Source organism: Streptomyces sp. CB03234, assembly GCF_001905885.1.
GTDB lineage: Bacteria > Actinomycetota > Actinomycetes > Streptomycetales > Streptomycetaceae > Streptomyces.
Window position 1 is genome coordinate 180,400 of record NZ_LIYH01000006.1, and the last position, 23,781, is coordinate 204,180.

At 73.3% G+C, this 23,781-nt stretch carries 22 protein-coding genes; 8 read left to right on the plus strand and 14 right to left on the minus strand.

Annotated elements, in window-relative coordinates; all coding sequences use genetic code 11:
* Nucleotides 1-26 precede the first annotated feature (26 nt).
* Entirely contained in the window at nucleotides 27-1,190 is a 1,164-nt protein-coding gene (locus tag AMK26_RS26540; protein ID WP_073757287.1) for an alpha/beta hydrolase family protein, read from the plus strand.
* Here the strand turns inward: AMK26_RS26540 and AMK26_RS26545 are convergent.
* Both AMK26_RS26545 and AMK26_RS26550 read right to left on the minus strand, forming a co-directional pair.
* Nucleotides 1,134-1,340, minus strand: a complete 207-nt coding sequence (locus AMK26_RS26545; RefSeq protein ID WP_073757288.1) for a DUF397 domain-containing protein — start codon at nucleotides 1,338-1,340, stop codon at nucleotides 1,134-1,136. The two genes, AMK26_RS26540 and AMK26_RS26545, sit on opposite strands and share 57 nt — an antisense overlap.
* Complete coding sequence (locus AMK26_RS26550) at nucleotides 1,337-2,152, minus strand: helix-turn-helix domain-containing protein (protein WP_073757815.1); 816 nt, start codon at nucleotides 2,150-2,152, stop codon at nucleotides 1,337-1,339. The genes AMK26_RS26545 and AMK26_RS26550 overlap by 4 nt, the downstream gene beginning before the upstream one ends.
* Nucleotides 2,153-2,234: 82 nt before the next feature.
* On the opposite strand from AMK26_RS26550, the gene AMK26_RS26555 reads away from it, so the two are divergent.
* The gene (locus AMK26_RS26555) at nucleotides 2,235-2,657 is read left to right on the plus strand and encodes a hypothetical protein (protein ID WP_073757289.1); all 423 of its coding nucleotides are present in this window, start codon (nucleotides 2,235-2,237) and stop codon (nucleotides 2,655-2,657) included.
* 1,851 nt (nucleotides 2,658-4,508) lie between these two features.
* On the opposite strand, the gene AMK26_RS26560 is transcribed toward AMK26_RS26555, so the two are convergent.
* Nucleotides 4,509-5,189 (minus strand): GDSL-type esterase/lipase family protein, encoded by a 681-nt coding sequence (locus AMK26_RS26560; protein ID WP_073757290.1) that lies wholly within the window; start codon nucleotides 5,187-5,189, stop codon nucleotides 4,509-4,511.
* Between the two features lie 59 nt (nucleotides 5,190-5,248).
* On the opposite strand from AMK26_RS26560, the gene AMK26_RS26565 reads away from it, so the two are divergent.
* Nucleotides 5,249-6,256 carry a hypothetical protein gene (locus AMK26_RS26565; protein ID WP_073757291.1) on the plus strand — a complete coding sequence of 336 codons (1,008 nt, stop codon included), beginning with the start codon at nucleotides 5,249-5,251 and terminating at the stop codon, nucleotides 6,254-6,256.
* 70 nt (nucleotides 6,257-6,326) lie between these two features.
* Here AMK26_RS26565 and AMK26_RS26570 read toward each other — a convergent pair whose 3' ends face one another.
* The 9 genes from AMK26_RS26570 to AMK26_RS26610 form a co-directional block, all read right to left on the minus strand.
* Nucleotides 6,327-7,286, minus strand: a complete 960-nt coding sequence (locus tag AMK26_RS26570) for a TIGR04222 domain-containing membrane protein (RefSeq protein WP_158071149.1) — start codon at nucleotides 7,284-7,286, stop codon at nucleotides 6,327-6,329.
* Nucleotides 7,287-7,437: 151 nt separating this feature from the next.
* Nucleotides 7,438-8,097: a DUF4360 domain-containing protein gene (locus tag AMK26_RS26575; protein ID WP_073757293.1), complete on the minus strand. Its 660-nt coding sequence runs from the start codon at nucleotides 8,095-8,097 to the stop codon at nucleotides 7,438-7,440.
* Nucleotides 8,098-8,303: 206 nt separating this feature from the next.
* Nucleotides 8,304-9,422: a phosphoserine transaminase gene (gene serC / locus AMK26_RS26580; protein ID WP_073757294.1), complete on the minus strand. Its 1,119-nt coding sequence runs from the start codon at nucleotides 9,420-9,422 to the stop codon at nucleotides 8,304-8,306.
* An 81-nt stretch (nucleotides 9,423-9,503) separates the two neighbouring features.
* Nucleotides 9,504-10,718: a cytochrome P450 family protein gene (locus AMK26_RS26585; RefSeq protein ID WP_073757295.1), complete on the minus strand. Its 1,215-nt coding sequence runs from the start codon at nucleotides 10,716-10,718 to the stop codon at nucleotides 9,504-9,506.
* Complete coding sequence (locus AMK26_RS26590) at nucleotides 10,715-11,932, minus strand: cytochrome P450 (protein WP_073757296.1); 1,218 nt, start codon at nucleotides 11,930-11,932, stop codon at nucleotides 10,715-10,717. Before AMK26_RS26590 ends, AMK26_RS26585 begins: the two co-directional genes overlap by 4 nt.
* A complete protein-coding gene (locus AMK26_RS26595) occupies nucleotides 11,929-12,528 on the minus strand; it encodes a GTP-binding protein (protein WP_073757297.1) in 600 nt (199 codons plus the stop codon). The genes AMK26_RS26590 and AMK26_RS26595 overlap by 4 nt, the downstream gene beginning before the upstream one ends.
* Nucleotides 12,509-12,877, minus strand: coding sequence for a DUF742 domain-containing protein (locus tag AMK26_RS26600; RefSeq protein WP_073757298.1), 369 nt, complete (start codon nucleotides 12,875-12,877; stop codon nucleotides 12,509-12,511). The genes AMK26_RS26595 and AMK26_RS26600 overlap by 20 nt, the downstream gene beginning before the upstream one ends.
* The gene (locus tag AMK26_RS26605) at nucleotides 12,874-13,281 is read right to left on the minus strand and encodes a roadblock/LC7 domain-containing protein (RefSeq protein WP_073757299.1); all 408 of its coding nucleotides are present in this window, start codon (nucleotides 13,279-13,281) and stop codon (nucleotides 12,874-12,876) included. Before AMK26_RS26605 ends, AMK26_RS26600 begins: the two co-directional genes overlap by 4 nt.
* Nucleotides 13,278-14,786, minus strand: a complete 1,509-nt coding sequence (locus AMK26_RS26610) for a sensor histidine kinase (RefSeq protein WP_073757300.1) — start codon at nucleotides 14,784-14,786, stop codon at nucleotides 13,278-13,280. The genes AMK26_RS26605 and AMK26_RS26610 overlap by 4 nt, the downstream gene beginning before the upstream one ends.
* Before the next feature lie 177 nt (nucleotides 14,787-14,963).
* On the opposite strand from AMK26_RS26610, the gene AMK26_RS26615 reads away from it, so the two are divergent.
* Nucleotides 14,964-17,798 carry an FAD-binding and (Fe-S)-binding domain-containing protein gene (locus tag AMK26_RS26615; RefSeq protein ID WP_073757301.1) on the plus strand — a complete coding sequence of 945 codons (2,835 nt, stop codon included), beginning with the start codon at nucleotides 14,964-14,966 and terminating at the stop codon, nucleotides 17,796-17,798.
* Here the strand turns inward: AMK26_RS26615 and AMK26_RS26620 are convergent.
* A complete protein-coding gene (locus tag AMK26_RS26620; protein WP_198944167.1) occupies nucleotides 17,788-18,168 on the minus strand; it encodes a hypothetical protein in 381 nt (126 codons plus the stop codon). The two genes, AMK26_RS26615 and AMK26_RS26620, sit on opposite strands and share 11 nt — an antisense overlap.
* Nucleotides 18,165-18,488 (minus strand): hypothetical protein, encoded by a 324-nt coding sequence (locus AMK26_RS26625; protein ID WP_338015599.1) that lies wholly within the window; start codon nucleotides 18,486-18,488, stop codon nucleotides 18,165-18,167. Before AMK26_RS26625 ends, AMK26_RS26620 begins: the two co-directional genes overlap by 4 nt.
* A gap of 145 nt (nucleotides 18,489-18,633) precedes the next feature.
* Between AMK26_RS26625 and AMK26_RS26630 the strand changes: the two genes are divergently transcribed.
* The 4 genes from AMK26_RS26630 (at nucleotide 18,634) to AMK26_RS26645 (ending at nucleotide 23,773) form a co-directional block, all read left to right on the plus strand.
* Nucleotides 18,634-19,581: an EamA family transporter gene (locus AMK26_RS26630; RefSeq protein WP_073757302.1), complete on the plus strand. Its 948-nt coding sequence runs from the start codon at nucleotides 18,634-18,636 to the stop codon at nucleotides 19,579-19,581.
* 99 nt (nucleotides 19,582-19,680) lie between these two features.
* Nucleotides 19,681-20,466 (plus strand): TIGR03084 family metal-binding protein, encoded by a 786-nt coding sequence (locus tag AMK26_RS26635; RefSeq protein WP_073757303.1) that lies wholly within the window; start codon nucleotides 19,681-19,683, stop codon nucleotides 20,464-20,466.
* Nucleotides 20,463-22,178: an acyclic terpene utilization AtuA family protein gene (locus AMK26_RS26640; protein ID WP_073757304.1), complete on the plus strand. Its 1,716-nt coding sequence runs from the start codon at nucleotides 20,463-20,465 to the stop codon at nucleotides 22,176-22,178. The genes AMK26_RS26635 and AMK26_RS26640 overlap by 4 nt, the downstream gene beginning before the upstream one ends.
* A complete protein-coding gene (locus AMK26_RS26645) occupies nucleotides 22,175-23,773 on the plus strand; it encodes an acyl-CoA carboxylase subunit beta (protein WP_073757305.1) in 1,599 nt (532 codons plus the stop codon). The genes AMK26_RS26640 and AMK26_RS26645 overlap by 4 nt, the downstream gene beginning before the upstream one ends.
* The last annotated feature ends 8 nt before the right edge of the window (nucleotides 23,774-23,781 follow it).

A 23,781-nucleotide genomic window follows, 5' to 3' on the forward strand; every position in this document is an offset into this window, starting at 1 on the left:
AGGGGCCGCTGCCTAGCCTCACCGGTATGCATCCACTGCCTCGCGGCGCAGCAGCCGCTTTACTCGGCCTGTCCCTCACCCTGCTCGGCACGGGCGTCGCCCAGGCCGCACCCCCCGCCACGGCCCCTTCCCCGGCCGCCGAGACCGCCCGCGTACGCCTCGAACTGCCGCCGCCCACCGGGGCGTACGCCGTCGGCCGCGACACCCTGCACCTCGTGGACACCGACCGCCCCGACCCCTGGGTCCCGGAGGCCGGGGCACGCGAGCTGATGGTGTCCCTGTACTACCCGGCCCGGCCCGGCGGCGGCCGGACCGCCCCGTACATGACCGAGGGCGAGGCCCGCGCCTTCATCGAGGACCGGGAACTCACCGACGCGGTCTCCGCCCGGACCCTCAGCGGCACCCGCACCAACTCCCGCCCCGGCGCGGCGCCCGTACGCGGAAAGTTCCCGCTCGTGGTGCTGTCGCCCGGGTTCACCGTCAACCGCTCCACGCTGACCCTGCTCGCCGAGGAACTCGCCAGCCAGGGGTACGTCGTCGCCGCCGTCGACCACGCCTACGAGACAGTGGGCACGGCGTTCCCCGGCGGCCGTCTCCTGGACTGCGTCGCCTGCGAGAAGATCCAGCCGGGTGGGTACGGCGTGGTGCCCAAGGGCCGCGCGAAGGACGTGTCCTTCCTGCTCGACCGGCTGCTCTCCGACCGGCACCCCGCCTGGCGGCACGCCCGCATGATCGACCACGCGCGGATCGGCATGGCCGGCCACTCCATCGGCGGCGCGTCCGCCGCGACGACCATGGCGGGCGACCGGCGGGTACGCGCCGGGGCCAACATGGACGGCTCCTTCATGGAGCCGATCCCGGCCGAAGGCCTGGGCGGACGCCCCTTCATGATGCTGGGCACGGGCGACGACGACCGCTCGTGGGTGCGCGACTGGCCCCTCCTCGACGGCTGGAAGCGCTGGATCAACGTCACCGGATCGGGCCACTTCACCTTCACCGACACGCCCGTCCTCGCCGACCAGCTGGGCCTCCTGCCCCCGGGCGAGCCCCTGTCGGGCAAACGGTCGCAGGAGATCACCCGCGCGTACGTGACGGCCTTCTTCGACCTGCACCTGAAGGGCGCGGAGCGGCCTCTACTGGACGGTCCCTCCGCCGAGCACCCGGAGGTGGTCTTCCACGAGGAACGCTGACCAGGCGGCGGGGGAGAGGGCCAGGGCGGGGCGGGTCACGTCCTTGGAGTCACGGACGTGGACGGTGCGGGGGGAGAGGGCGACCTCGACGCAGTCGCCGCCCTGGTCGCCGCTGTAGCTGCTTTTGAACCAGTCGAGGTTGGTGCTCATAGCTCGCGTGCCACCTGTTCGATAAGTTTGGCGGAGTCCTCCGGTGTGAGGGCCTGAGCCCGCAGAATGCCATAGCGGGCGAACACGTCTCCCATGTCAGGCTGTTCGCTGAGAAAGTAGCGTCCGCCCTGACCCTCGACGTAGACGAGACCGCGCCGCTCGGCTGTGTCCAGGAGAGTGAAAGGCCCGTTCAGTCCGGCATGGGTCTGTCGGTCTTCAGGCATCACCTGGATCTCAACGTTGCGTAGTCGTGCGACGTCGAGGACGTGCAGCAAGTTCTCCTTGAGGACGTCTGGACCGCCAAGGGGCCGGGTCAGCACTGCCCTTTCGAGCACGAAGCTGATCAGTGGCGTGGGCTTGCGGTGGAACAGAGCCTGCCGCGCCAGGCGAGCCGCGACTCCCGCATCGATCTCGTCACTGTCCAAGGGCGGACAGGCACAGCCGATGACAGCGCGGGCGTACGACTCGGTCTGGAGTAGTCCGGGGATCACGTGATTTTCGTACTTGTGCACGCCCGCCGCCTTCGCCTCCTCCTCCAAGTAGTCCTCGAACCAGGCCGCGACCCCGCTCGCCTTCACCTCCTCCGCCACCTCCACCAGTGCACCTTGTGCACCCAGCACCTCGTCCGCCACGTTCACGAAGTTGCCCCTCGGGCGGCGTTCGCCGCGCTCGATCATGGCCACTTGGGACTTGGAGTATCCGGTCTCCCGGCCCAGCGCCTCCTGGGAGACCTTGGCCCGCTCCCGGTAGAACCGCAGCAGCCTGCCGAACGCCTTCGCGGCGCCTGGGCTGCCGTTGTTTCCGATGTTCACGCCCGCCCTCCCCACGTACACAGTCCTGCACAAACGCCGTGTGGCGCTGGTCACAGTAGAGCGGGACCGCAAAGCTGGCCGCATGAATCCGCGCATTTCACTTGACAGGGTTCCGTCCTGGATTCCCGCGTCCGGGCATGCCCTGCGGCATGCGGGCATCCACTTCGACGCCGTGCGCATCGGGGGACTCCTCGGGGAGGAAGTGGCTTACCGGCTCATGGAGTTCACCGACTTCCAGGCCGGGCCGATCGTCCGGGAGCTGACCGGTGAGCAGAACCTGTACTTCCTCCTGCCGCCCCAGACGGCGGCGGCTCACGCGTGGCCGGCGGGGACGCGGGCCCTGAGCCGAGCCGGGCGCAGCGCCGCGTTCGTCGGCATCCCCGCGCTCGACGGGCTGACCTGGCCACTGGACTGGCGCTCGCACCCCACCGAGGAAGTCCCCTTCGTGGAACCCGACTTGCTTCACGAAATGGTGGGCCACGCGCTCAACGCGCCGCCCCGGTAAGGCTCTCGGTGTGGGCGTGCTGGTCATGGTGGGCGTGTGGGCCGCCCTCTCTCCGAGTGTGGCGGGCTCCGGCGGCCCGTCAAGGGCGCTTCGCGTCGGCTTCGCCGATGGGCTTCGCCCACCCTTGACCGGCCGCCTCCGCCCGCCTTTTCCCACTCGGAGGGCGGCCCCGGGGGAACGGGCCCAGGAGGGGCGCCCCTTTCCCGTGCCGTTCGTGGCCGTGAGACGGGTGCCGCAGGGGGCGCGGCAGAGGAATGGGGCGGCGCGGCTCGGCTAAGCGGCGGGCCGCCGTCTGTGGGTTGCGGTGCAGGACCTCGCTTCGGTGGGTGGTGGGTGCGCGGGAGTGGTGTGGGGTTTCCGGGCTGGGTTCGGCGGCTGCGGGTGGGTGAGGGGCTGGGGTTCAGGCAGGTGGCTGGGGTGGGTGCGGGGTTGGGCCGGGGTGTTGCCCTGTCCGGCCGGGGGCATGGCGGGGACGTTGGGCCCCGGGTCGGTGAAGCTCCCGGCGCGGCCTGGTCTCCGGCTTGGGCCCGGGGCCGGGGCCTCCCGGACGGTCGGGCGCGGCCGGGTCGGTCCGGCCGCCGACACCGGCCGCCGTGGCACGCACGCTGCTGCCCTGCCCGGGCGCTCGAAGTCCGGGAAGGGGCGGCCCCTTTGGCCTCTCCGGTCACAGCCGTGTCGGCTCACCGGGGTTGTGTGCGGGATCGGACACCTGTGCCGGGATGCTCGTGGCCGGGAGGTGTCCTGCTCCGCACACAACTCCCCGGCTGTGGTGCCGGTGTGACCGTGGGGACCGGTGAGGCGCCCTCGTGAGGCGGGCGGGGCCCCTGGGACTTTCGAGCCCGGCACGCGTGACGCCAAGCGGGGGCCGTCGTGCCCCGGCACAGGACCAGGTCTGCCCGGCGCCCGGGGCGGGATCCAGCCCCTCGTCTCCTCCAGGAGTCGGGGCGGGGTCCGGTCACCGGTGCACCGCACGGTCGGTTGCCTGTCCGGCACCCGCCTGGGGCGCGCCCTTCCCCTGGCAGCCCCCAGGGCCCCGGACACGTCATCGGACCCAGCGGGCGGGCTCCTCCGCCCTCTCCAGTCACAGCCGTGTCGCCTCGCCGGAGTTGTGGGCGGGATGGGACACCCACAGCCCCCGACATCACGGCGGGGAGGTGTCCCACACCGCACACAACTCCCCCATCCCGGCGCTGCTGTGACCGAGGAGACGGGTGGGACCTGCCCTGCGTGGCAGGCGGGGCCGGTGAGCCCCGGGCGCCGCTCCGCCAGGGCAACACCCGGCCCAGCCCCCGCCCCACCCCAGCCACCCGCCTGAACCCCAACCCCTCACCCACCCGCAGCCGCCGAGCCGGGCCCGGATGCCCCATGCCACTGGGGCGCACCCCCACCCACCGGAGCGAGGTCTTGTACCGCAGCCGAAAGGCGGCCGCCCGCCGCCGAGCCGACAGCGAGCACCCCATTCCACTGCCGCGCCCCCTGCGGCGCCCGCCTCCTGGCCACGAACGGCACGGGGAAAGGGGCGCCCCTCCTGGGCCCGTTCCCCCGGGCCGCCCTCCGAGTGGGAAAAGGCGGGCGGAGGCGGCCGGTCAAGGGTGGCCGTAGGCCATCGGCGAAGCCGACGCGAAGCGCCCTTGAGGGGGCGCTGGAGCCCGCCACACTCGGAGAGAGGGCGGCCCGCACGGTAACCGTGGGCGGGGCGTCCAGCCCGAGGGCGGTGGCCCGCACGGTAACCGTGGGCGGGGCGTCCAGCCCGAGGGCGGTGGCCCGCACGGTAACCGGACCAGCACGCCCACCCCCGGGACACGGCGAGCCCACACGCCCACCATGACCAGCACGCCCGCGATGGTGGCCCTAGGCGTACGGGCCGCCCAGGGTCCAGGCCTGGTGCATGGCCGTGGCGAAGGCGGCTGCCAGTTTGTGCTCGCCCGACGGGCCGGGGTGGGTGCCGTCGTAGGTGTCGGTGTCGATGTCGTACGACTCCGGGGGCGAGGCCAGGAGGAGCGGGGAGCCGGGCTGGTCGAGGTCGGCGACGGACTTGGCCAGCAGCTCGTTGAAGCGGGCGCACTCGGCGGCGAAGGGCGCGTCGTAGCGGGCGCGTATGTTCGGTATCACCGGGAGCAGGACCGCCCGGACATGCGGGTTGGCGGCGCGGGCCTCGGCGATGAAGGAGCGGACGTTCCGGGACGTCTGCGTGCTGTCCGTGTAGAAGCCCAGGTCTATCAGTCCCAGGGACACCAGCAGCACGTCCGCCTTCGTCGCGGCGACCGTCTCACCGATCACCGGCGCCATGTGCAGCCAGCCCTCGCCCCAGCCGGAGAGGTGCCTGCGGGCGTCGGCGGGGAAGGCGGGGTCGGCGTACGCGTGCGAGACGGGGGCGTCGGCGGCCGGGTCGTACAGCTCGGTGCGGGGGCCGACGATCTCGTACGGGCGGCCGTCGGAGGTCGCGTCGAGGTGCTGCCACATCCGGTAGCGCCAGGTGTAGTCGCCGGCGCGTCCGATGGTCATGGAGTCGCCGACGAACATGAAACGCATGGGGGTCATCATCGCCGACCGGGGCGCTGGTGTGCGATGTGACCATGGACACTGGGGGCATGGTTTCGTTGCGTACGACGGTGGGTCTGGCCTCGGCCGTGGTGGTGCTGGCCGCCGCCGCCCCCGCCATGGCGGAAGACGGCGGGTTCACGATCGGGGACCCCCGGATCACCGAGTCGAGCGGCCTCGCGGCGAGCCGCGCCCACCCGGGCGTCTACTGGACGCACAACGACCAGGACGAGCCACGGGTGTTCGCCGTGGACGGCAGGACCGGCAAGACCGTCGCCACCGTCACCCTGCGCGGGGTCGGCACGCCCCGTGACATGGAGGCGATCTCGGTCGGGGCGGACGGCCAGGTGTACGTGGGCGACATCGGGGACAACCTCGACGGCTCCTGGCAGCACGTCTGGATCTACCGCTTCCCCGAGCCGGAGCGGCTGCGCGATCAGACCGTGGAGGCCACGCAGTACACGGTGACGTACGCCGACGGGCCCCGTAACGCCGAGGCGTTGATGGTGCATCCGAAGACCGGGCGGGTCTACATCGCGTCGAAGAACGAGGACGGGGGCGGGCTGTACGAAGGTCCCGCCCGGCTGAGCGCCGATGGCCCGAACGTGTTCCGGCGGATCGCCGAGGTGCCGTGGGTCACGGACGGGGCGTTCTCGCCGGACGGCGGGGAGCTGGTGTTGCGCGGCTACTTCAGTGCCCGGGCGTACGCCTGGAAGGACGGGCGGCCGGGCGAGGAGCGGCGGTTGAGCGCGCCGATCCAGCGGCAGGCGGAGTCGGTGACGTACGCGGTGGACGGGTCGGCGCTGATGTACGGCACGGAGGGGGCGAACAGCGAGGTGGTGCGCGTACCTCTGGAGTCGCGGCCCGCCCCGGACAGGAGCGGCTCCCCCGGTTCGGGCGGCAACGGCGGGGCGTCGCCGGTGGATCCGGGCGCCGGCGGGGGCGAGGGCGCCGGCGAGGGCGCCGGCGGCGGCAACGCCACCGTGGGCGCCGTGGTGCTGGCCGGTGCCGCCGTGCTCGTACTGGTGTGGCGGCGCTCGCGACGCCCCAGGGGCTGAGCGCGGGGCCCGGGCATGCGGTGTGGTCCGCGTCCGCCGGCCGCCTCACGGTCCGCGTCCGCCGGCCGCCTCACGGCCCGCCCCCTCCGCAGCCCCCGCCCCCGCCCCCGCCCCCGCCGCAGGCGCTCCCGCCGCCGCCGCCCGCGCCGCCGCAGCCGGCCGGGCCCGCGCAGGAGGTGCCGCCCCAGTCGGAGGTGGTGCCGCACCAGTAGGCGGCGCCGAGGCCGGGTGAGACACCGCCGGAGCCGAACGGGCTCTGCCGGGCGGCCCAGGTCTCGGGGGTGACCAGTGCGGTGAACTCCGGTTCCCTGGAGGCGGCCAGGCCGTAGAGGGCCACGGCGCCCACAGGGGTGGCCGCCAGTGTGGTCAGGGTGTCGGACGACCGGGACGTCGGCGGGCGTTGCCGCTCGGCGCGCAGGGTGTCGAGCTTCCGGCGGACCTCGTCCGGTACGCGCGCGTGCACCGGCTTCAGCAGCCACGCCGGTACGGCTCCGATCGCGGACAGCAGCAGCCCGGCCCACCAGCGGTGCGGCGTGCCGAGGGCGAGTTCGCCCACGGTGAGGACCAGCGGCAGCACGGCTGCGATTCGCAGGAGGCGCCGCGCCCGGTACTGGCGGCGCAGCAGGGACGGGCTGACCAGGACGGACTCGGTCTTCAGACGGTCGCCGACCGATTGCACCGCGCGGGTCGAGGCCGCTCGGGCCACCAGCTTCCCGAGGCGCTCGGTGCGGTGGATGCCCGCGGCCTGGATGACCGCCCTCTCGACGGCGTCCACCGTGTCGCCGGACGCGTCGTCGTGGCACGTGACCGTGCCGTCCTCCGCGACGGACAGCCGGCCCTGCCGCTTCATCCGGTAGAGCGCGATCGTCACCACGCGCCGGGGCCCGCCCGCCAGGAAGGCCAGCTCGTGGGCTGTCAGGTCCTCGCGGACCTGCACCGCGCGTTTCGTCTCCCGCCGTATCGCCGCCATCACGAGCAGGTGGTGGGCGAGCGCGCCGGCCACCACCACCAGCGCTGCGAGTTGGAGCACACCGGGCCACATGGCGTATCCCCCGTCAATCCCCCGTAATCCCCGTTGAAGGCGTTGTCCCCGCGGAGGGAGATCGGCAAGCGTGCCCGGTGTTTCGGCGAGGGGTGGGCCCGCGGAGGGGGCGCGGGCCCACCCGGTCACCGGGAAGTGCCTACTTCGGGCACTCCTTCCAGGCCAGCCGGTAGATCGTCTTGATGTCGGCGTCCGTGGAGTCCATGGCGATGAAGCTGGTGGTCTTCGTCGGGTCGGAGGTGCCCGCGCTGACCCGCAGTTCGGTGTTGATGTTGAAGTTCCGCTTCACGCCGCAGGGCGCCCAGACCAGCTGGCCCCAGTCGGTCTGGTCGGTCGCCTGCCAGTTGTTGTCGTACGGGCCCTTGTACGGGTGCGACCTGGAGGCCGTGTCGGGCGAGCCCTGGAAGTAGTAGGACGCCTTCTGTACGGCGGTGGCGCCGGCCTCCAGCTTGGCGTAGCCGCGGTAGTCGGCGCTGGCGACGGCGTAGGTGAAGCCGTGCGGGACGTGCACGATCAGGTTGAGCTGGCAGTTCTTGCGGAAGTCGGTCGGCTCCGCGCCCACGCCCACCTGGGCGAGGTAGTCGCTGTACGTCACGGTGAAGGCGGTGTTGTCCGGGGCGACGGCGACGGCGGCCGTGCCCAGGGGGCAGCCCGAGCCGTTGACGGTCGCGATCTCGATCACGATCTTGTCGGGCGGGGCGACGATGCCCGCCGAGGCGGGGGTCGGCGCGAGGACGGTCGACGCGACCGCTGTGGTGAGGGCCGCGCCGGTGAGCAGCGCTCGGGGTCGTCTGGACATGGGGCTCCGATCGGTTGCCGGTCGAAGTGGGGGGTCCAACCGTGGAAGGCGTGCACATGTCAATCCACCGGCTCCGTGGTGCTGGTGTGCCGGAGTGCTTCGGATGGTAGGGACCGGCGACAGCGCCGGATAGAGCGGTTATCGGCCGCATACGGAAGGGCCCCGACCCATCGGGTCGGGGCCCTTCCGCTACGTACGCCGGATGCCTACAGCTTCTCGATCACGTAGTCGACGCACGCCGTCAGCGCCTCGACGTCCGCCGGGTCGATCGCCGGGAACATCGCGATCCGCAGCTGGTTGCGGCCCAGCTTGCGGTACGGCTCGGTGTCGACGATGCCGTTGGCGCGCAGCACCTTGGCGACCGCCGCCGCGTCGATCTCGTCCGAGAAGTCGATCGTGCCGATGACCTGCGAGCGCTTCGCCGGGTCCGAGACGAACGGCGTCGCGTACTTCGACTCCTCCGCCCAGCCGTACAGGGTGCGCGCGGACGTCGCGGTGCGGCGCACCGACCAGTCGAGACCGCCCTGCCCGTTGATCCACTTCAGCTGCTCGTTGAGCAGGAAGAGGGTGGAGAGGGCGGGGGTGTTGTACGTCTGGTTCTTCAGCGAGTTGTCGATCGCCGTCGGCAGGGAGAAGAACTCCGGGATGTGGCGGCCCGAGGCGTGGATCCGGGCGGCCCGCTCCAGCGCCGCCGGGGAGAACACGCCGATCCACAGGCCGCCCTCGGAGGCGAACGACTTCTGCGGGGCGAAGTAGTAGACGTCCGACTCGGTGATGTCGACCGGCAGGCCGCCCGCGCCGGACGTCGCGTCCACCAGGACCAGCGCGCCCTCGTCGGCGCCCTCGACGCGCTTGACGGGCGCGGCGACACCGGTGGAGGTCTCGTTGTGCGTGAACGCGTACACGTCGACGCCCGCCTCCGCCCGCGGCTCGGGGTGCGTGCCCGGGTCGGAGGAGATCACGGTCGGCTCGGCCAGCCACGGGGCCAGCTTCGACGCCTTGGCGAACTTGGAGGAGAACTCGCCGAAGGACAGGTGCTGCGACTTGTTCTCGATCAGCCCGTGGGTCGCGATGTCCCAGAAGGCGGTGGAGCCGCCGTTGCCGAGGATCACCTCGTAGCCCTCGGGGAGGGAGAACAGGTCGCGTACGCCCGCGCGGACCTCGCCGACCAGGTTCTTGACCGGGGCCTGGCGGTGGGACGTACCGAGGAGGGAGGTGCCGGTGGCGGCCAGGGCGTCCAGCGCCTCCGTACGCACCTTGGAGGGGCCCGCGCCGAAACGGCCGTCGGCGGGCTTGATGTCAGCGGGAATCTGGATCTCAGCCACGGACCGGAGCCTAGTCCCTGACGGACACGGCGGAGCGCCGTGTCCGTCGGGTGAGACGAGGAAATGAGACGTCAGCGCGGCTCAGCGCAGCCGGACGGGCAGCTCGAAGAGATCGTTCTGGGTGACGACCGGCTTGTTGCGGAGCTCGGAGGCGGGCACGGCGAGCGTGAGGTCCGGGAAGCGCGCGTACAGCGCGGGCAGGGCGACGCCCGCCTCCAGGCGGGACAGCGCGGCGCCCGGGCAGACGTGCGGGCCGTGGCCGAAGGAGATGTGCCGGCTGGGCGAGCGGGTGATGTCGAAGACGCCCGCGCTGGGGCCGTGCTGCTTCTCGTCACGGCCGATCGCCCCGTACGACACGATCAGCGCGTCCCCCGCGGGGAGGGTACGGTCGCCCACCTGGACGTCCTCGGTCGCGAACCGGATCAGGACGTGCGAGGTGGGCGTGGAGTAGCGGAGGGTCTCCTCGACCACCGCGTCCCAGCCGGCCTCACCGGAGCGGACGAGGGCGAGCTGCTCGGGGTGGGCGGACAGGTTGACCACGGCGTTGACGATCAGCGAGATCGTCGTCTCGTGGCCCGCCGCCACCATCAGCTGGAGGGTGGAGACGATCTCCTCGTCGGTGAGGTGGTCGCCGTTCTCGGAGGCGGCGATCAGCGCGCTGGTGAGGTCGTCGCCCGGCTCGGCGCGGCGGGCGGCCACCACCTTCGCCATCATCTCCGCCAGTTCCCCGAGGGTCGCCACGACCTCCTCCGGCGGCGTCTGGGTGGAGAAGAACTTGTCGAACAGGACCTTCAGGCGCGGATGGTCCGCCGGGTCGATGCCCATCAGGTCGCTGATGACGTACATGGGGAGGGGGTAGGCGAAGGCGGCCTTGAGGTCGACGACCGCGCCCGGCTCGTGCGCGGCGAGGCCGTCCAGCAGGCCCTCGGTCAGCTCGGTGATCCGCTCCCGCATCAGCTCCACCCGGCGCGGGGTGAGCGCCTGCGCGACCAGTGCCCGCATCCGGCGGTGGTCCTCGCCGTCCACGGTCAGCATGGAACGGCCGGGGTTGGCCAGGCCGATCAGCGGCCAGTCCAGGGGTATCTCGCCGCGCTGCCAGGCGCCCCACACGTTGATGTCCTTCACCAGCCGCTTGTCGGTGAGCAGTTCGCGCGCCTCCGCGTGGTGCGTGACCGCCCACACCGGCACCCCGCCCGGCAGGACGACCCGGGCGAGCGGCCCGGCGGCGCGCAGGCGGGCGCTCTCGCCGTCGAGGTCGGTGACGAAGGGGTCCAGATGGATGGGCTCAGTGGTCATGGGGTGCCTCCGAGGGCGGGGGTCGGGGTGAAGGTCACGGGCAGGTCGGTCAGGCCGCGCAGCCAGGGCGACGGCCGCCGGGTGAGGGAGCCGGCCGGTACGGCGAGGTCGAGGTCGGGCAGCCGGTCCAGCAGCACCTCGATCCCGGTACGGGCGATGACCTCGGCGATCTCCTGGGCGGGGAACGGGCAGCGGTGCTCGCCGTGCCCGAAGGAGAAGTGGGCGCTGTTGCCGCCGGTGAGGGCGGAGTTGTCGATGTGGACCTGCGGGTCGGCGTTGGCGGCGGCCAGGCCCAGCAGGAGCAGGTCGCCGGCCTTGATGTGCCGCCCGCCCAGGTGGGTGTCGCGCGACGCCCACCGGCCGGCGACGTTCTGGGTGGGGGTGTCGGCCCACAGCACCTCGTTCATCGCCTCGGCGACGCTGTGCCGGCCGCCGGACAGGGAGGCCGCGAACCGGTCGTCGGTCAGCATCAGGCGCAGCGAGTTGCCGATCCAGTCGGCCGTCGGCTGGTGCCCGGCCGCCATCATGACCATCAGGTCCTGCGCCATCTCCTCGACGGTGAAGCCGGACGGGTCGGCCAGCATGCGCGATGCCACGTCCTCGGCCGGCTCGGTCTGCTTGGCGGTGAGGAGGCCGAATATCGCCTCGGCCAGGTGCCGCTGGCCGTCGAGCGCCCGCTCCCGGCCGTCGATCATGTCGTTGAGCGCGGTGACGAGCCCGGGGCCCTGTGCGTCGGGCACGCCGTAGATCTTCACCAGGACGCGGACGGGCAGCAGCATGGCGTACTGGGCGATCAGCTCCGCCTCGCCCGTGCCGCAGAACGTGTCGATGAGCCCGTCCGCGTACTCCTCGGCGTACCGGCGCAGGCTGAAGGGGTCGACCGATTCCAGGGCGGTCGCGATCATCCCGGCGCGCTGCCGGTGGCGTTCGCCGACCGTGTAGAGGATCGACGGCTGCTTGCGGCCGATCATCGGCAGCAGCGGCCAGTCGTCGGGGATGCGGTCCCACTGGTTCCACAGGTCGGAGTCGCGGCTGAAGAGCACCGGGTCGCTGGTGACCTGGTGCAGCTCCCGGTAGTCGAGCACCAGCCAGGCCGGTACGTCCCCGTCGAGCACGACCGGAGCGACGGCTCCGTGCTCGCGCCTCAGCTCCCGGTACAGCTGGGCGGGTTCGGCCTGGAACCGGGGCCCGGACAGGGGCAGCGGGGCGGTCATGTTCTGGTCTCCCGGAGGGCGTGCAGGTGTTGGAGGTGGGTGACGAGCGTGATCAGTACGTACTTGCTCGACGAGCGGTCGCGGGCGTCGCACTCGACCAGCGGTACGTCGTCGGCCAGGTCGAGCGCCTCGCGGATCTCGCGCTCGGTGTGGGCCGGGCCGCCGAAGTCGTTGCAGGCGACGATGAACGGCATGCCGTGGTGCTCCAGGCGGTCGATCGCGTACCAGGAGTCGGCGAGGCGGCGCGTGTCGACGAGGACGACCGCGCCGAGGGTGCCGGAGAAGAGGCGGTCCCACAGGAACCAGAAGCGTTCCTGGCCGGGGGCGCCGAAGAGGTACAGGACGTTGCGCGCGTCGAGCGTGATGCGGCCGAAGTCGAAGGCGACGGTGGTGGACGTCTTGGCGTGGATCTGGCCGACGTCGTCGACGGCCTCGCCCGCGCGGGTCATCGTCTCCTCGGTGTTGAGGGGACGGATCTCGCTGACCGAGCGCACGAGGGTGGTCTTGCCGACACCGAAACCGCCGACGATGACGATCTTGAGACCGTTGTCGGCGGTGCTGGTGAGGGGTGTCCGTTCAGAGATTGCGGAGTCCAACGAGCACCTGCTCCAGGATGTCGGGGTCGGGAAGGCTGTGCGCGGATGCGCGCGGGTGGCGGGCGCTGATCCGGCCCGTACCGAGCAGGTCGGAGAGCAGGATGCGCACGATGCCGACCGGCAGGGCGAGTTCGGCCGCCACCTCGACGACCGCGGTGGGGCGCCGGCACATGCGGAGGATCGCGGTGTGCTCCGACTGCATGCCGGGCGCCGGCTCGGACTCGGCGACCACCAGGGTGACCAGGTCGAACGGCGCGTCCGGGCCGGAGCGGGTGCGGCCACCGGTGAGGGTGTACAGCCGGTCCGGGGACTCGTCCCGGTGGCTCCCGGACCGGCCTGTCGGGCTCACGGTGTGCGGGGCTCGGCGTGCAGGTGCTCGCCGAGCTGCTCGACGAGCTCGCTCATGTTGTGCCCGACCAGGCCGACGTCGGAGTCCTCGGCGGCGACGACCGCGAGGTGGGCGCCCTCGCCGGCCTCGACGATGAGCAGGATGCCGCCGTAGAACTCGGCCATCGCGGACCGTACGCCGCCGGTCCCGTCGCCGAACTCCATGGACGCCCCGTGGGACAGGCTCTGGATGCCCGCCGCTATGGCGGCCAGCTGGTCGGCCTGGTCGACGGACAGCTCGGGCGTACGGCACAGCTTGAGGCCGTCCCGGGACAGCACGAGTGCGTGGCGGGCGCCGGGCGTGCGCTGGAGCAGGTTCTCCAGCAGCCAGTTGAGCTTCTCGTCGGTGGTGGTGCCGGTCGTCATCGGGGGGTGCCTTCCGTGGTGGTGCGTACCGCGTGGCGGAAGCTGCTGAAACGGGCCGCCGACCGGGTCCGGGAGGCGGGGTCGGTGGTGGAGGGGGTCGTGGGGGTGGCGCCGGGGGTGCCTTCGGGGGTGCCGCCGGGGGTGCCGTCGGGGGTGCCTTCGGGGGTGCCTTCCGGGTGGGCGGCGGCCAGGGTCTGGCCCCGGCGGCGCTTGGGGAGGCCGCCGGGGGTGGTGGAGGGGGAGGGGGAGGTGGAGGTGACGAAGGGGGGTGACGGGGGGTCGTGGGGCGCGTGGGGCGCATGGGTGTCGCGGGGCGCGCCGGGCACGGGGGTCGTGCCGGGGGCGTGGGCGGCCGTGTCGCGGGGGCGGGTGATCAGCTCGTGCGGGATCATCACCAGCGCGCCGGTGCCGCCGCGGGCCGAGGGGCGGAAGGACACGGTCAGCCCGTGCTTGCGGGCCAGGCGGCCGACGACGGCCAGGCCGAGGCGGGTGCCGGACAGGCCGGTCAGGTCGGTCCGTTCGGCGGTGACGGCGCGTTCGGCGCGGCGCAGCTGGACGTCGCTCATGACCAGGCCGCTGTCCTCGACGGTGACCACGAGCCCGGCCGGGACCTCCTCGACGTACACATGGACCTCGGCGGTGGGTGGCGAGAAGTTCGCGGCGTTGTCCAGGAGTTCGGCGAGGGCGTGCATGACGCCCTCGGCCGCGTGCCCGGCGATCGCCGCGTCGCTGGTGGTGTGGAGCCGTACGCGCTGGTAGCCGCCGATACGGCCCATCGCGCCGCGCAGGATGGACTCCATCACGATCGGCTTGGCCCAGCGGCGGCCGGAGCGGGCGCCGGTGAGGACGGCGATGGAGTCGGCGAGGCGCCCGGCCTGGGCGGTGCGGTGGTCGAGGTGGAGGAGGTCGGTGAGGACGTCCTCGTCGGTGTGCCGGTGCTCCATCTCGCGGAGGTCGGCGAGCATGCTGGTGGCGAGGGCCTGCATGCGGCCGGCCGCGTTGGCGCAGGCGGCCACGGCGGCGGCCCGGTTGGTCTCGCTGCGCGCGGCCTCCGCCCGGGCCCGGTCGGCGTCGGCGCGGGCTTCGGCGGCGGCGCGGTCCGCTTCGGCGCGGGTTTCGGCGATGGCGCGGTCGGCGTCGGCGCGGGTTTCGGCGATGGCGCGGTCGGCTTCCGCGCGGGTTTCGGCGATGGCGCGGTCCGCCTCCGTCCTCGCGCGGGCCGCTTCCGCGCGGGCGTCGGCGACCGTCCGGGCGGTGTCGGCGGCGCGGCGCGCGGCCTCGGTGGTGAGCGCGGCGGCCCGGTCGCGCAGGCGGCGGGCGGTGTCGAGGGCGTACGCGGCGGTGGTGACCGCGGCGGTCAGCAGGACGGCGGCCGCGGCCGAGCCCCACGCCAGCGGGGCCCGCACGGAGCCGGGAGCGAGGGCCACCGCTCCCGCGCACAGGAGGCCGGTGACGGCCGCCGAGATCAGCAGGGTCGGCGCGACCGGCCGGAGGGAGGGGCGCAAATCGTCAGTCCTCTGGGCGTGTGGGCATCTGGAGCCGTCAATTCCCGAACAATTCCGGGTCACTATAAGAGAATTGACGATCAGTTTGGGAAGTTCTTGTGTGCTTTCTTTCGGTTGACGTGGCGGGAGGGCGAGGGCCGGAAGGCCGCCGGGCCTGTCGGGGGGCATCCTGGCCGCATGGGTGATCAGCGGCGGGAGACGGCGGACATCGCGCGGGCCCTTCGGGACGCCGTGCGCGGCGAGGTGGACTTCGGGGCGGCGGCCCGGGCCCTGCACACCATGGACGCGTCCAACTACCGGCGCGTCCCGGTCGGCGTCGTCGCCCCGCGCGACGCGGCCGACGTGGCCGCCGCGCTGGCGGTGTGCCGCGAGCACGGTGTGCCGGTCGTGCCGCGCGGGGCGGGGACGTCCATCGCCGGGCAGGCGACCGGCACCGGCGTCGTGCTCGACTTCACCCGGCACATGCGGGACATCGTCTCGGTGGACCCCGAGGCCCGCACGGCCGTCGTCCAGCCCGGCGTGGTGCTGGACCGGCTGCGCGGGGCGGCACGTGCGTACGGGCTGACCTTCGGGCCCGACCCCTCCACCCACAGCCGCTGCACGCTGGGGGGCATGATCGGCAACAACGCGTGCGGGTCGCACTCCGTGGCGTGGGGCACGACCGCCGACAACGTCGACCGGCTCACGGTCGTGACCTACGGCGGCGCTGAGCTGGACCTCGGGTGCGGCGGGCAGGGCGCGCCGGACGGGCTGGCGGACCTCGTCCGCGACCACCTGGCCGCCCTCCGCACCGGTTTCCCGCCGGGCCTTCCCCGCCGCATCTCCGGCTACGCCCTGGACGCCCTCCTCCCCGAGCGCGGCACCGACCTCGCCCGCGCCTTCTGCGGCAGCGAGGGCACCCTGGCCGTGCTGACCGAGGCGACGGTACGTCTCGTCGAGTCGCCGCCCGCCCGCGCCCTCGCCATCCTCGGGTACGCCGACGAGGGCGCGGCCGCCGACGCGGCGCCCGGCCTCCTCCTGTACGGCCCGCTCACCGTGGAGGGCATGGCCGAGGACCTGGTCCGCGACCCGGCCGCCCGCGCCGCGCTGCCCCGGGGCGGCGCCTGGCTCTTCGCCGAGACGGGCGGCGCGACGCCGGAGGAGGCGGCCGCCCACGCGGCCCGGCTCGTGCGAGCCGCCGATGCCCTGGACGCCACCGTCGTCACCGACCCGGCCGCCCAGCGTGCCCTGTGGCGGGTCCGCGAGGACGCCGCCGGAACCGCCACCCGCACCGCCGAAGGCGCCGAGGCCTGGCCCGGCTGGGAGGACTGCGCCGTACCGCCCGCCCGCCTCGGCGCGTACCTCCGCGACTTCCGCGCCCTGCTGGCGCAATCCGGGCTGCGCGGCACGCCCTACGGGCACTTCGGCGACGGCTGCGTCCACGTCCGTATCGACTTCGACCTGGTCACGGAGGGCGGCGTACGGCGCTTCCGGCGGTTCTCCGAGGACGTCGCCGATCTCGTCGTCGCCCATGGCGGCTCGCTGTCCGGCGAACACGGCGACGGGCAGGCGCGCGCCGAGCTGCTGCCGAAGATGTACGGGGACGAACTGGTCGCCCTCTTCGGCCGGTTCAAGGACCTGTGGGACCCGGCCGGCGGCATGAACCCCGGCATGCTCGCCCGGCCCGCCCGCCTCGACGACAACCTCCGCTTCGACGTGCTGCCGCGCGAGCGCGTGGACGTCGCCTTCGGCTACCCGCACGACGGCGGGGACTTCGCCACCGCCGTACGGCGCTGTGTCGGCGTCGCCAAGTGCCGGGTGGAAGGACCCAGCCAGGGCCCGGCGGTGATGTGCCCGTCCTTCCGGGCGACGGGCGAGGAGCAGCACTCGACGCGCGGCCGCGCCCGGCTGCTGCACGAGATGCTCGCCGGCGAGGTGGTGACGGACGGGTGGCGGTCGGCGGAGGTGCGGGACGCGCTGGACCTGTGCCTGTCGTGCAAGGGCTGCCGCAGCGACTGCCCGGTCGGGGTCGACATGGCGACGTACAAGGCGGAGTTCCTGCACCACCACTACGCGGGGCGGCGGCGCCCGGCCGCCCACTACGCCATGGGCCGCCTGCCGCAGTGGCTGCGCCTCGCCGCGCCCTTCGCCCGGGTCCTCAACGCCGCCGCACGGGTGCCCGTGCTCGCGGCCCTGGCCAAGCGGGTGGCGGGCATCGCGCCGGAGCGGGAGCTGCCGGAGCCGGCGACGGAGACGTTCCGCCGCTGGTACGCGCGGCGGGGGAACACGGCGGGCGACCTGCTCCTGTGGCCCGACACGTTCACGAACCACCTGTCCCCGTCCGTGGGCCGCGCGGCCGTCACCGTCCTGGAGGCGGCGGGCCTCACCCCGGCCCTCCCGCCGCACCGGGTGTGCTGCGGGCTCACGTACGTCTCCACCGGCCAGCTCGACCGGGCCCGTACCGTCATGCGCCGCACCCTCGACACCATGGCGCCCACCCTGGGCACCCCCGTGGTCGTCCTCGAACCGAGCTGCGCCGCCGCCCTGCGTACCGACCTGCCCGAGCTGCTCCCCGGCGACCCCCGGGCGCGCCGCCTGGCCGACTCCGTACGCACCTTCGCCGAGGCCCTGGAGGAGTACGCCCCCGACTGGCGGCCCCCGCGCCTGGACCGGCCGGTCGCCGGCCAGACCCACTGCCACCAGCACGCGGTCCTCGGCGACGCCCCCGACCGCCGGCTGCGCGCCCGCGCGGGCCTCACCAGCGAGCTGAGCGGCGGCTGCTGCGGCCTGGCGGGGAACTTCGGCTTCGAGCGCGGACACTACGACGTCTCGGTCGCCTGCGCCGAGGACCAGCTGCTGCCCGCCGTCCGCACGGCGCCACCCGGCACCGAGATCCTCGCGGACGGCTTCTCCTGCCGCACGCAGCTGGACCAGCTGGCCGGGGTACGGGCCAGGCACCTGGCGGAGGTGCTGGCGGAGGCTCTCCGCCGGGGCGACCCGGCGGAGAGCCCGGAACCCGGACTCAGGGATTGAGGTCCAGCAGGCGGACGGGGGCGCCCTTCCAGCGGTCGGGTTCCAGCGTGGCGACGACCCCGCCGCTCGGCCGCTCCGGTGTCGGTTCGGCGGCGTGCAGCACGTGGGCCATCGACCACGTCTCCTGCTTGGCGACGGCGAGCGCGGCGGGCAGATCCAGCTCCAGCAGAACGATGCCGGGCATGCTCGCGATGTGCTCAGCCGTACCGGGGCGGCTGCGATCCGCCTCGACGATGGCGCAGGTGGGCGCGTACAGGGACCACGTGGGATCGTTGTGCGCCCAATGGATCAGGACAGATGCCTTGTGATTGCCCCGGCCGGCCGCCACCAAGGCCGAGTCGTCCATGATGATGTGCGTGCTCTCGTTCAACGGATGACCGCCTCTGCGATTCGCCGCTTCAGTTCGGCGACGGTCTCTTCCAGCTCCTCGTCGGTGGGGTCGTAGCCGTTCCACTCGTGCAGGATCCGGCGGGCCTCGTCGGCCTGCGCCTTGCGCTCCTCCGGGGTGAGGAGGCTCTGGGCGAGGCTGGAGAGGTAGGCGCGCAGCGACATGCCTTCGGCAGCCGCGATGGTCGCGAGCCGGTCGCGGGCCTCGACGGGGATCCGGATGTTCGCGTCAGCCATCGTGACGACCCTTCCCTGTGTCGACGGATACGTACCCGTACCCGTACCCGTGTCCATCAGCGTCATGACCATACACTCACTTTCCGTCGGAGAACGTGCCCTCCGGATTCTTGGTGCGGAATGGGGAACTCCGGTCCCGTACCGTCGGTACGTAGCCCGAACTGATGAATGTGTCGCTGGAATATGCCCAGCAGGAAGTCCTGAGGTCCTGGTGGACGCCACCCCTACCGATGCCCGTACCGCCGACGCCGCCGCCGTCGCGCTGCCCGAGGTTGCCGCCGCGCATCCCGAGGGCGGTGTCGCGCGGCGGCGGGGCGCGGTCGGGCCGGTGGCGCTGGTGGTCGCCGGGGGGCTGTCGGTGCAGTTCGGGGCGGCCGTCGCCGTGCTGCTGATGCCGCGCGCCGGTGCCCTCGGGGTGGTCACGCTGCGGCTGGTCCTCGCCGCCGTCGTGCTGCTGGCGCTGTGCCGGCCCCAGGTGCGGGGGTACACGCGCGCCGACTGGGGGACCGTCGTCGCCTTCGGCGCGGCCATGGCCGGCATGAACGTGCTCTTCTACCAGGCCGCCGACCGTATCCCGCTGGGCGCGGCCGTCACGCTGGAGGTGCTCGGGCCGCTCGTCCTGTCGGTGATCGCATCACGGCGGCTGGTCAGCGTCGTGTGGGCCGGGCTGGCGCTGGCCGGGGTGGTGCTGCTGAGCGGGGGCGGGTTCGACCGGCTGGACCCGGTGGGCGCGGTGTTCGCGCTCGCGGCGGGCGTGATGTGGGCGGCGTACATCGTCTTCAGCGCCCGCACCGGGCGGCGGTTCCCGCAGGCGGACGGGCTGGCGCTCGCGATGGCCGTCGGCGCGGTGCTGAGCCTGCCGCTGGGCGTCGCGGAGGCCGGGTCCAGGCTGCTGGTGCCGTCGACGGTCGCCCTGGGCCTCGCCGTCGCGCTGATGTCCTCCGTCCTCCCGTACACCCTCGAACTGCTCGCCCTGCGCCGCCTGCCCGCGCCGACCTTCGCGATCCTCATGAGCCTGGAACCCGCGATCGCGGCGACGGCCGGGTTCCTCGTCCTGCACCAAGCCCTGTCCGTCACCGACGCGTTGGCGATAGCGCTGGTCATCGCGGCCAGCATGGGGGCGGTGCGGTCGCAGGTGGCCGGAAAGCCGAAAAAGTAAAGCAAGCACGCTTGCTTGTTTCTCCGGGCGCTGCCATGCTCCGGGGCACGCACTGCCGTGTCCGTGCCCTGTGCCCCGTGCCGTCGGAGGGAGCGCTCCGTGTCCGATGCCCTGCTGGATGATCTGCGCGACGAGAGCGAGGAGGTCGACCGGCTGGTCGCAGGCCTGGAACCGGACGGCTGGGCCACGCCCACCCCCGCGCCCCGCTGGACCGTCGCCCACCAGATCGCCCACCTGGCGTGGACCGACGACGCGGCCCTGCTCGCCGTCACGGACGCGGACCGGTTCGCGGCGCACGTCGACGAGGCGCTCAAGGCACCCGACACCTTCGTCGACGACGGGGCGGAGGCAGGCGCCGCCGAACCGCCCGCCAGGCTCCTCGCCCGCTGGCGCGCCGGCCGCTCACGGCTCCTCGACGCCCTCGCGGCCGCCCCACCAGGGGCCCGTTTCCCCTGGTACGGGCCGCCCATGAGCGCCGCGTCCATGGCGACCGCCCGCCTGATGGAGACCTGGGCGCACGGCAGGGACGTCGCCGACGCCCTCGGAACAGTGCAGCAGCCCACCGCCCGCCTCCGGCACGTCGCCTGGATCGGCGTCCGGGCCCGGGACTACGCCTACGCGGTACGGGGCATGGCAGCGCCCGCCGAGCCGTTCCGCGTGGAGCTGACCGCACCCGATGGCAGCCTTTGGGCGTACGGTCCGGAGGACGCCCCCCAGCGGATCACCGGCCCCGCCCTGGACTTCTGCCTCCTGGTCACCCAGCGGGCCCACCGCGACGACCTCGCCGTACGGGCGGAGGGCCCCGACGCCGACCGATGGCTGGACATTGCGCAGGCCTTCGCCGGACCGGCGGGTCCGGGGCGCGGGCCCAAGGGGGCGGCATGAAGCGGCCGCTGCGCATAGGCAACGCCTCCGGCTTCTACGGCGACCGCTTCGACGCCGTACGCGAGATGCTCACCGGCGGCGACCTGGACGTCCTGACCGGCGACTACCTCGCCGAGCTGACCATGCTCATCCTCGGCCGCGACCGGCTCAAGGACCCCGGACTGGGCTACGCCAAGACCTTCCTGAAGCAGATGGAGGAGGGCCTCGGGCTCGCCCACGAGCGGGGCGTGAAGATCGTGACCAACGCCGGCGGCCTCAACCCGGCCGGTCTCGCCGCCGCGCTGCGCGCCCTCGCGGACCGCCTTGGTCTCCCGCAGGTGCGTGTCGCGCACGTGGAGGGCGATCAGCTGCCGGTGCCGGACGGGGCGCTGACGGCCAACGCGTACCTGGGCGGCGGCGGCATCACGGCGTGCCTGCGCGGCGGGGCGGACGTGGTGGTGACCGGGCGGGTCACGGACGCGGCGCTGGTCAGCGGGCCGGCGGCGTGGTGGTTCGGGTGGGGGCCGGAGGCGTACGACCGGCTGGCGGGCGCGGTGGTCGCCGGGCACGTCCTGGAGTGCGGCACGCAGGCGACGGGCGGCAACTACGCGTTCTTCGCCCGCCACGACGTACGCCGGCCCGGCTTCCCGGTCGCCGAGCTGCACGAGGACGGGTCCTCGGTCATCACCAAACAGGACGGTACGGGTGGGGTCGTCGATGTCGGCACGGTCACCGCGCAGCTGCTGTACGAGACGGCGGGCGCCCGGTACGCGGGACCGGATGTGACCGCGCGGCTCGACACGGTGGCGCTGGAGGCGGCCGGGCCGGACCGGGTGCGGATCTCCGGCGTACGGGGCGAGGCGCCGCCCCCGACGCTGAAGGCCGGGCTGAACCGGCTCGGCGGCTGGCGCAACGAGGTCGTGTTCGTGCTGACGGGACTCGACATCGAGGCCAAGGCGCGGCTCGTACGGGAGCAGTTGGAGGGCGCCCTCGCGGTGAAGCCCGCCGAGGTGCGGTGGGAGCTGGCCCGTACCGACCGACCGGACGCCGACACCGAGGAGACGGCCAGCGCCCTGCTGCGGCTCGTCGTCCGGGACGCCGACCCCGACGCGGTGGGCCGGGCCGTGAGCGGCGCGGCCATCGAGCTGGCCCTCGGCAGCTACCCGGGCTTCCACGTCACGGCACCGCCGGGCAAGGGCGCGCCCTACGGCGTGTTCGAGGCGGCGTACGTCGACCCCGGCACCGTCACGCACACCGCCGTACTCCCGGACGGCGAGCGAAGCGAGATGGGGGTCCCCCCGGCCGAAGGCTGGGGGAGTCTGGTGATCCCGGCACCGGTCCGTACACGGGCACTGGAGCCCGTCCCTCAGCCGCCCCTCCCCGACCCCCTCCCGGACGGTCCGCTCCGCCGTGCCCCGCTCGGGCTGGTCGCCGGGGCGAGGAGCGGCGACAAGGGCGGCGACGCGAACGTGGGCGTGTGGGCACCCACGGACGACGCGTGGCGCTGGCTCGCCCACGCGCTGACCGTCGACCGGCTGCGCGAACTCCTCCCGGAAACCGGGCCGCTGGAGGTCGTACGGCACGTTCTGCCGAACCTCCGCGCGCTGAACTTCACCGTCAGCGGCCTGCTGGGCGAGGGCGTCGCCGCCCAGGCCCGGTTCGACCCCCAGGCCAAGGCGCTGGGCGAATGGCTCCGCTCCCGCCATCTCGACATTCCGGAGGCCCTGCTGTGACCGTCCTCCCCACCGCCCTGGACACGACCGGGCCCGACTACGCCGCCCACCGCGAGGCCATGCTCGCCAAGCTCGCCGAGCTGGAGTCCGAGCACGCCAAAGCGCTCGCGGGCGGCGGCGAGAAGTACGTCGACCGGCACCGGGGGCGCGGCAAGCTGCTGGCCCGCGAGCGCATCGAGCTGCTCCTTGACCCCGACGCGCCGTTCCTCGAACTGTCCCCGCTCGCCGCCTGGGGCAGCGACTACCCCGTCGGCGCGTCGCTCGTCACCGGCATCGGTGTCGTCGAGGGCGTCGAGTGCCTGATCACGGCCAACGACCCAACCGTACGCGGCGGCGCGTCCAACCCCTGGACGCTGAGGAAGGCGCTGCGCGCCAATGAGATCGCGTACGCCAACCGCCTGCCCTGCATCGCCCTCGTCGAGTCCGGCGGCGCCGACCTGCCGTCGCAGAAGGAGATCTTCATCCCGGGCGGGGCGCTGTTCCGCGACATCACCCGCCTGTCCGCCGCCGGGATCCCCACCATCGCGGTCGTCTTCGGCAACTCGACGGCGGGCGGCGCCTATGTGCCGGGCATGTCCGACCACACCGTGATGATCAAGGAGCGGTCGAAGGTCTTCCTGGGCGGCCCGCCGCTCGTGAAGATGGCCACCGGGGAGGAGAGCGACGACGAGTCCCTGGGCGGCGCCGAGATGCACGCGCGCGTGTCGGGTCTCGCGGACCACTACGCCGTCGACGAGGCCGACGCCCTCCGGCAGGCCCGCCGGATCGTCGCCCGCCTCAACCACCGCAAGGCGCACCCGGATCCGGGCCCGGCCCAGCCGCCGAAGTACGACCCGGACGAACTCCTCGGCATCGTGCCGGGCGACCTGAAGACGCCCTTCGACCCGCGCGAGGTCATCGCCCGGATCGTCGACGGCTCGGACTTCGACGAGTTCAAGCCGTTGTACGGGCCGTCGCTGGTGACGGGCTGGGCGTCCCTGCACGGCTATCCGGTCGGGGTCCTCGCCAACGCACAGGGCGTGTTGTTCTCCGCCGAGTCGCAGAAGGCGGCGCAGTTCATCCAGCTCGCCAACCAGCGGGACATCCCCCTGCTCTTCCTGCACAACACCACCGGCTACATGGTCGGCAAGGAGTACGAGCAGGGCGGCATCATCAAGCACGGCGCGATGATGATCAACGCGGTGAGCAACTCGAAGGTCCCGCACCTGTCCGTCCTCATGGGCGCGTCGTACGGCGCCGGGCACTACGGCATGTGCGGGCGCGCCTACGACCCCCGGTTCCTGTTCGCCTGGCCCAGCGCCAAGTCCGCCGTCATGGGCCCGCAACAGCTCGCTGGCGTGCTCTCCATCGTCGCCCGCGCGTCGGCGGCGGCGAAGGGCCGGCCGTACGACGACGAGGGCGACGCCGCGCTGCGCGCCATGGTGGAGCAGCAGATCGAGTCCGAGTCGCTGCCGGTGTTCCTGTCGGGGCGGCTGTACGACGACGGCGTCATCGACCCGCGCGACACCCGGACCGTCCTCGGCCTGTGCCTCTCCGCGATCCACACCGCCCCGGTCGAAGGCGCGCGCGGCGGCTTCGGCGTCTTCCGGATGTGAGGACCACT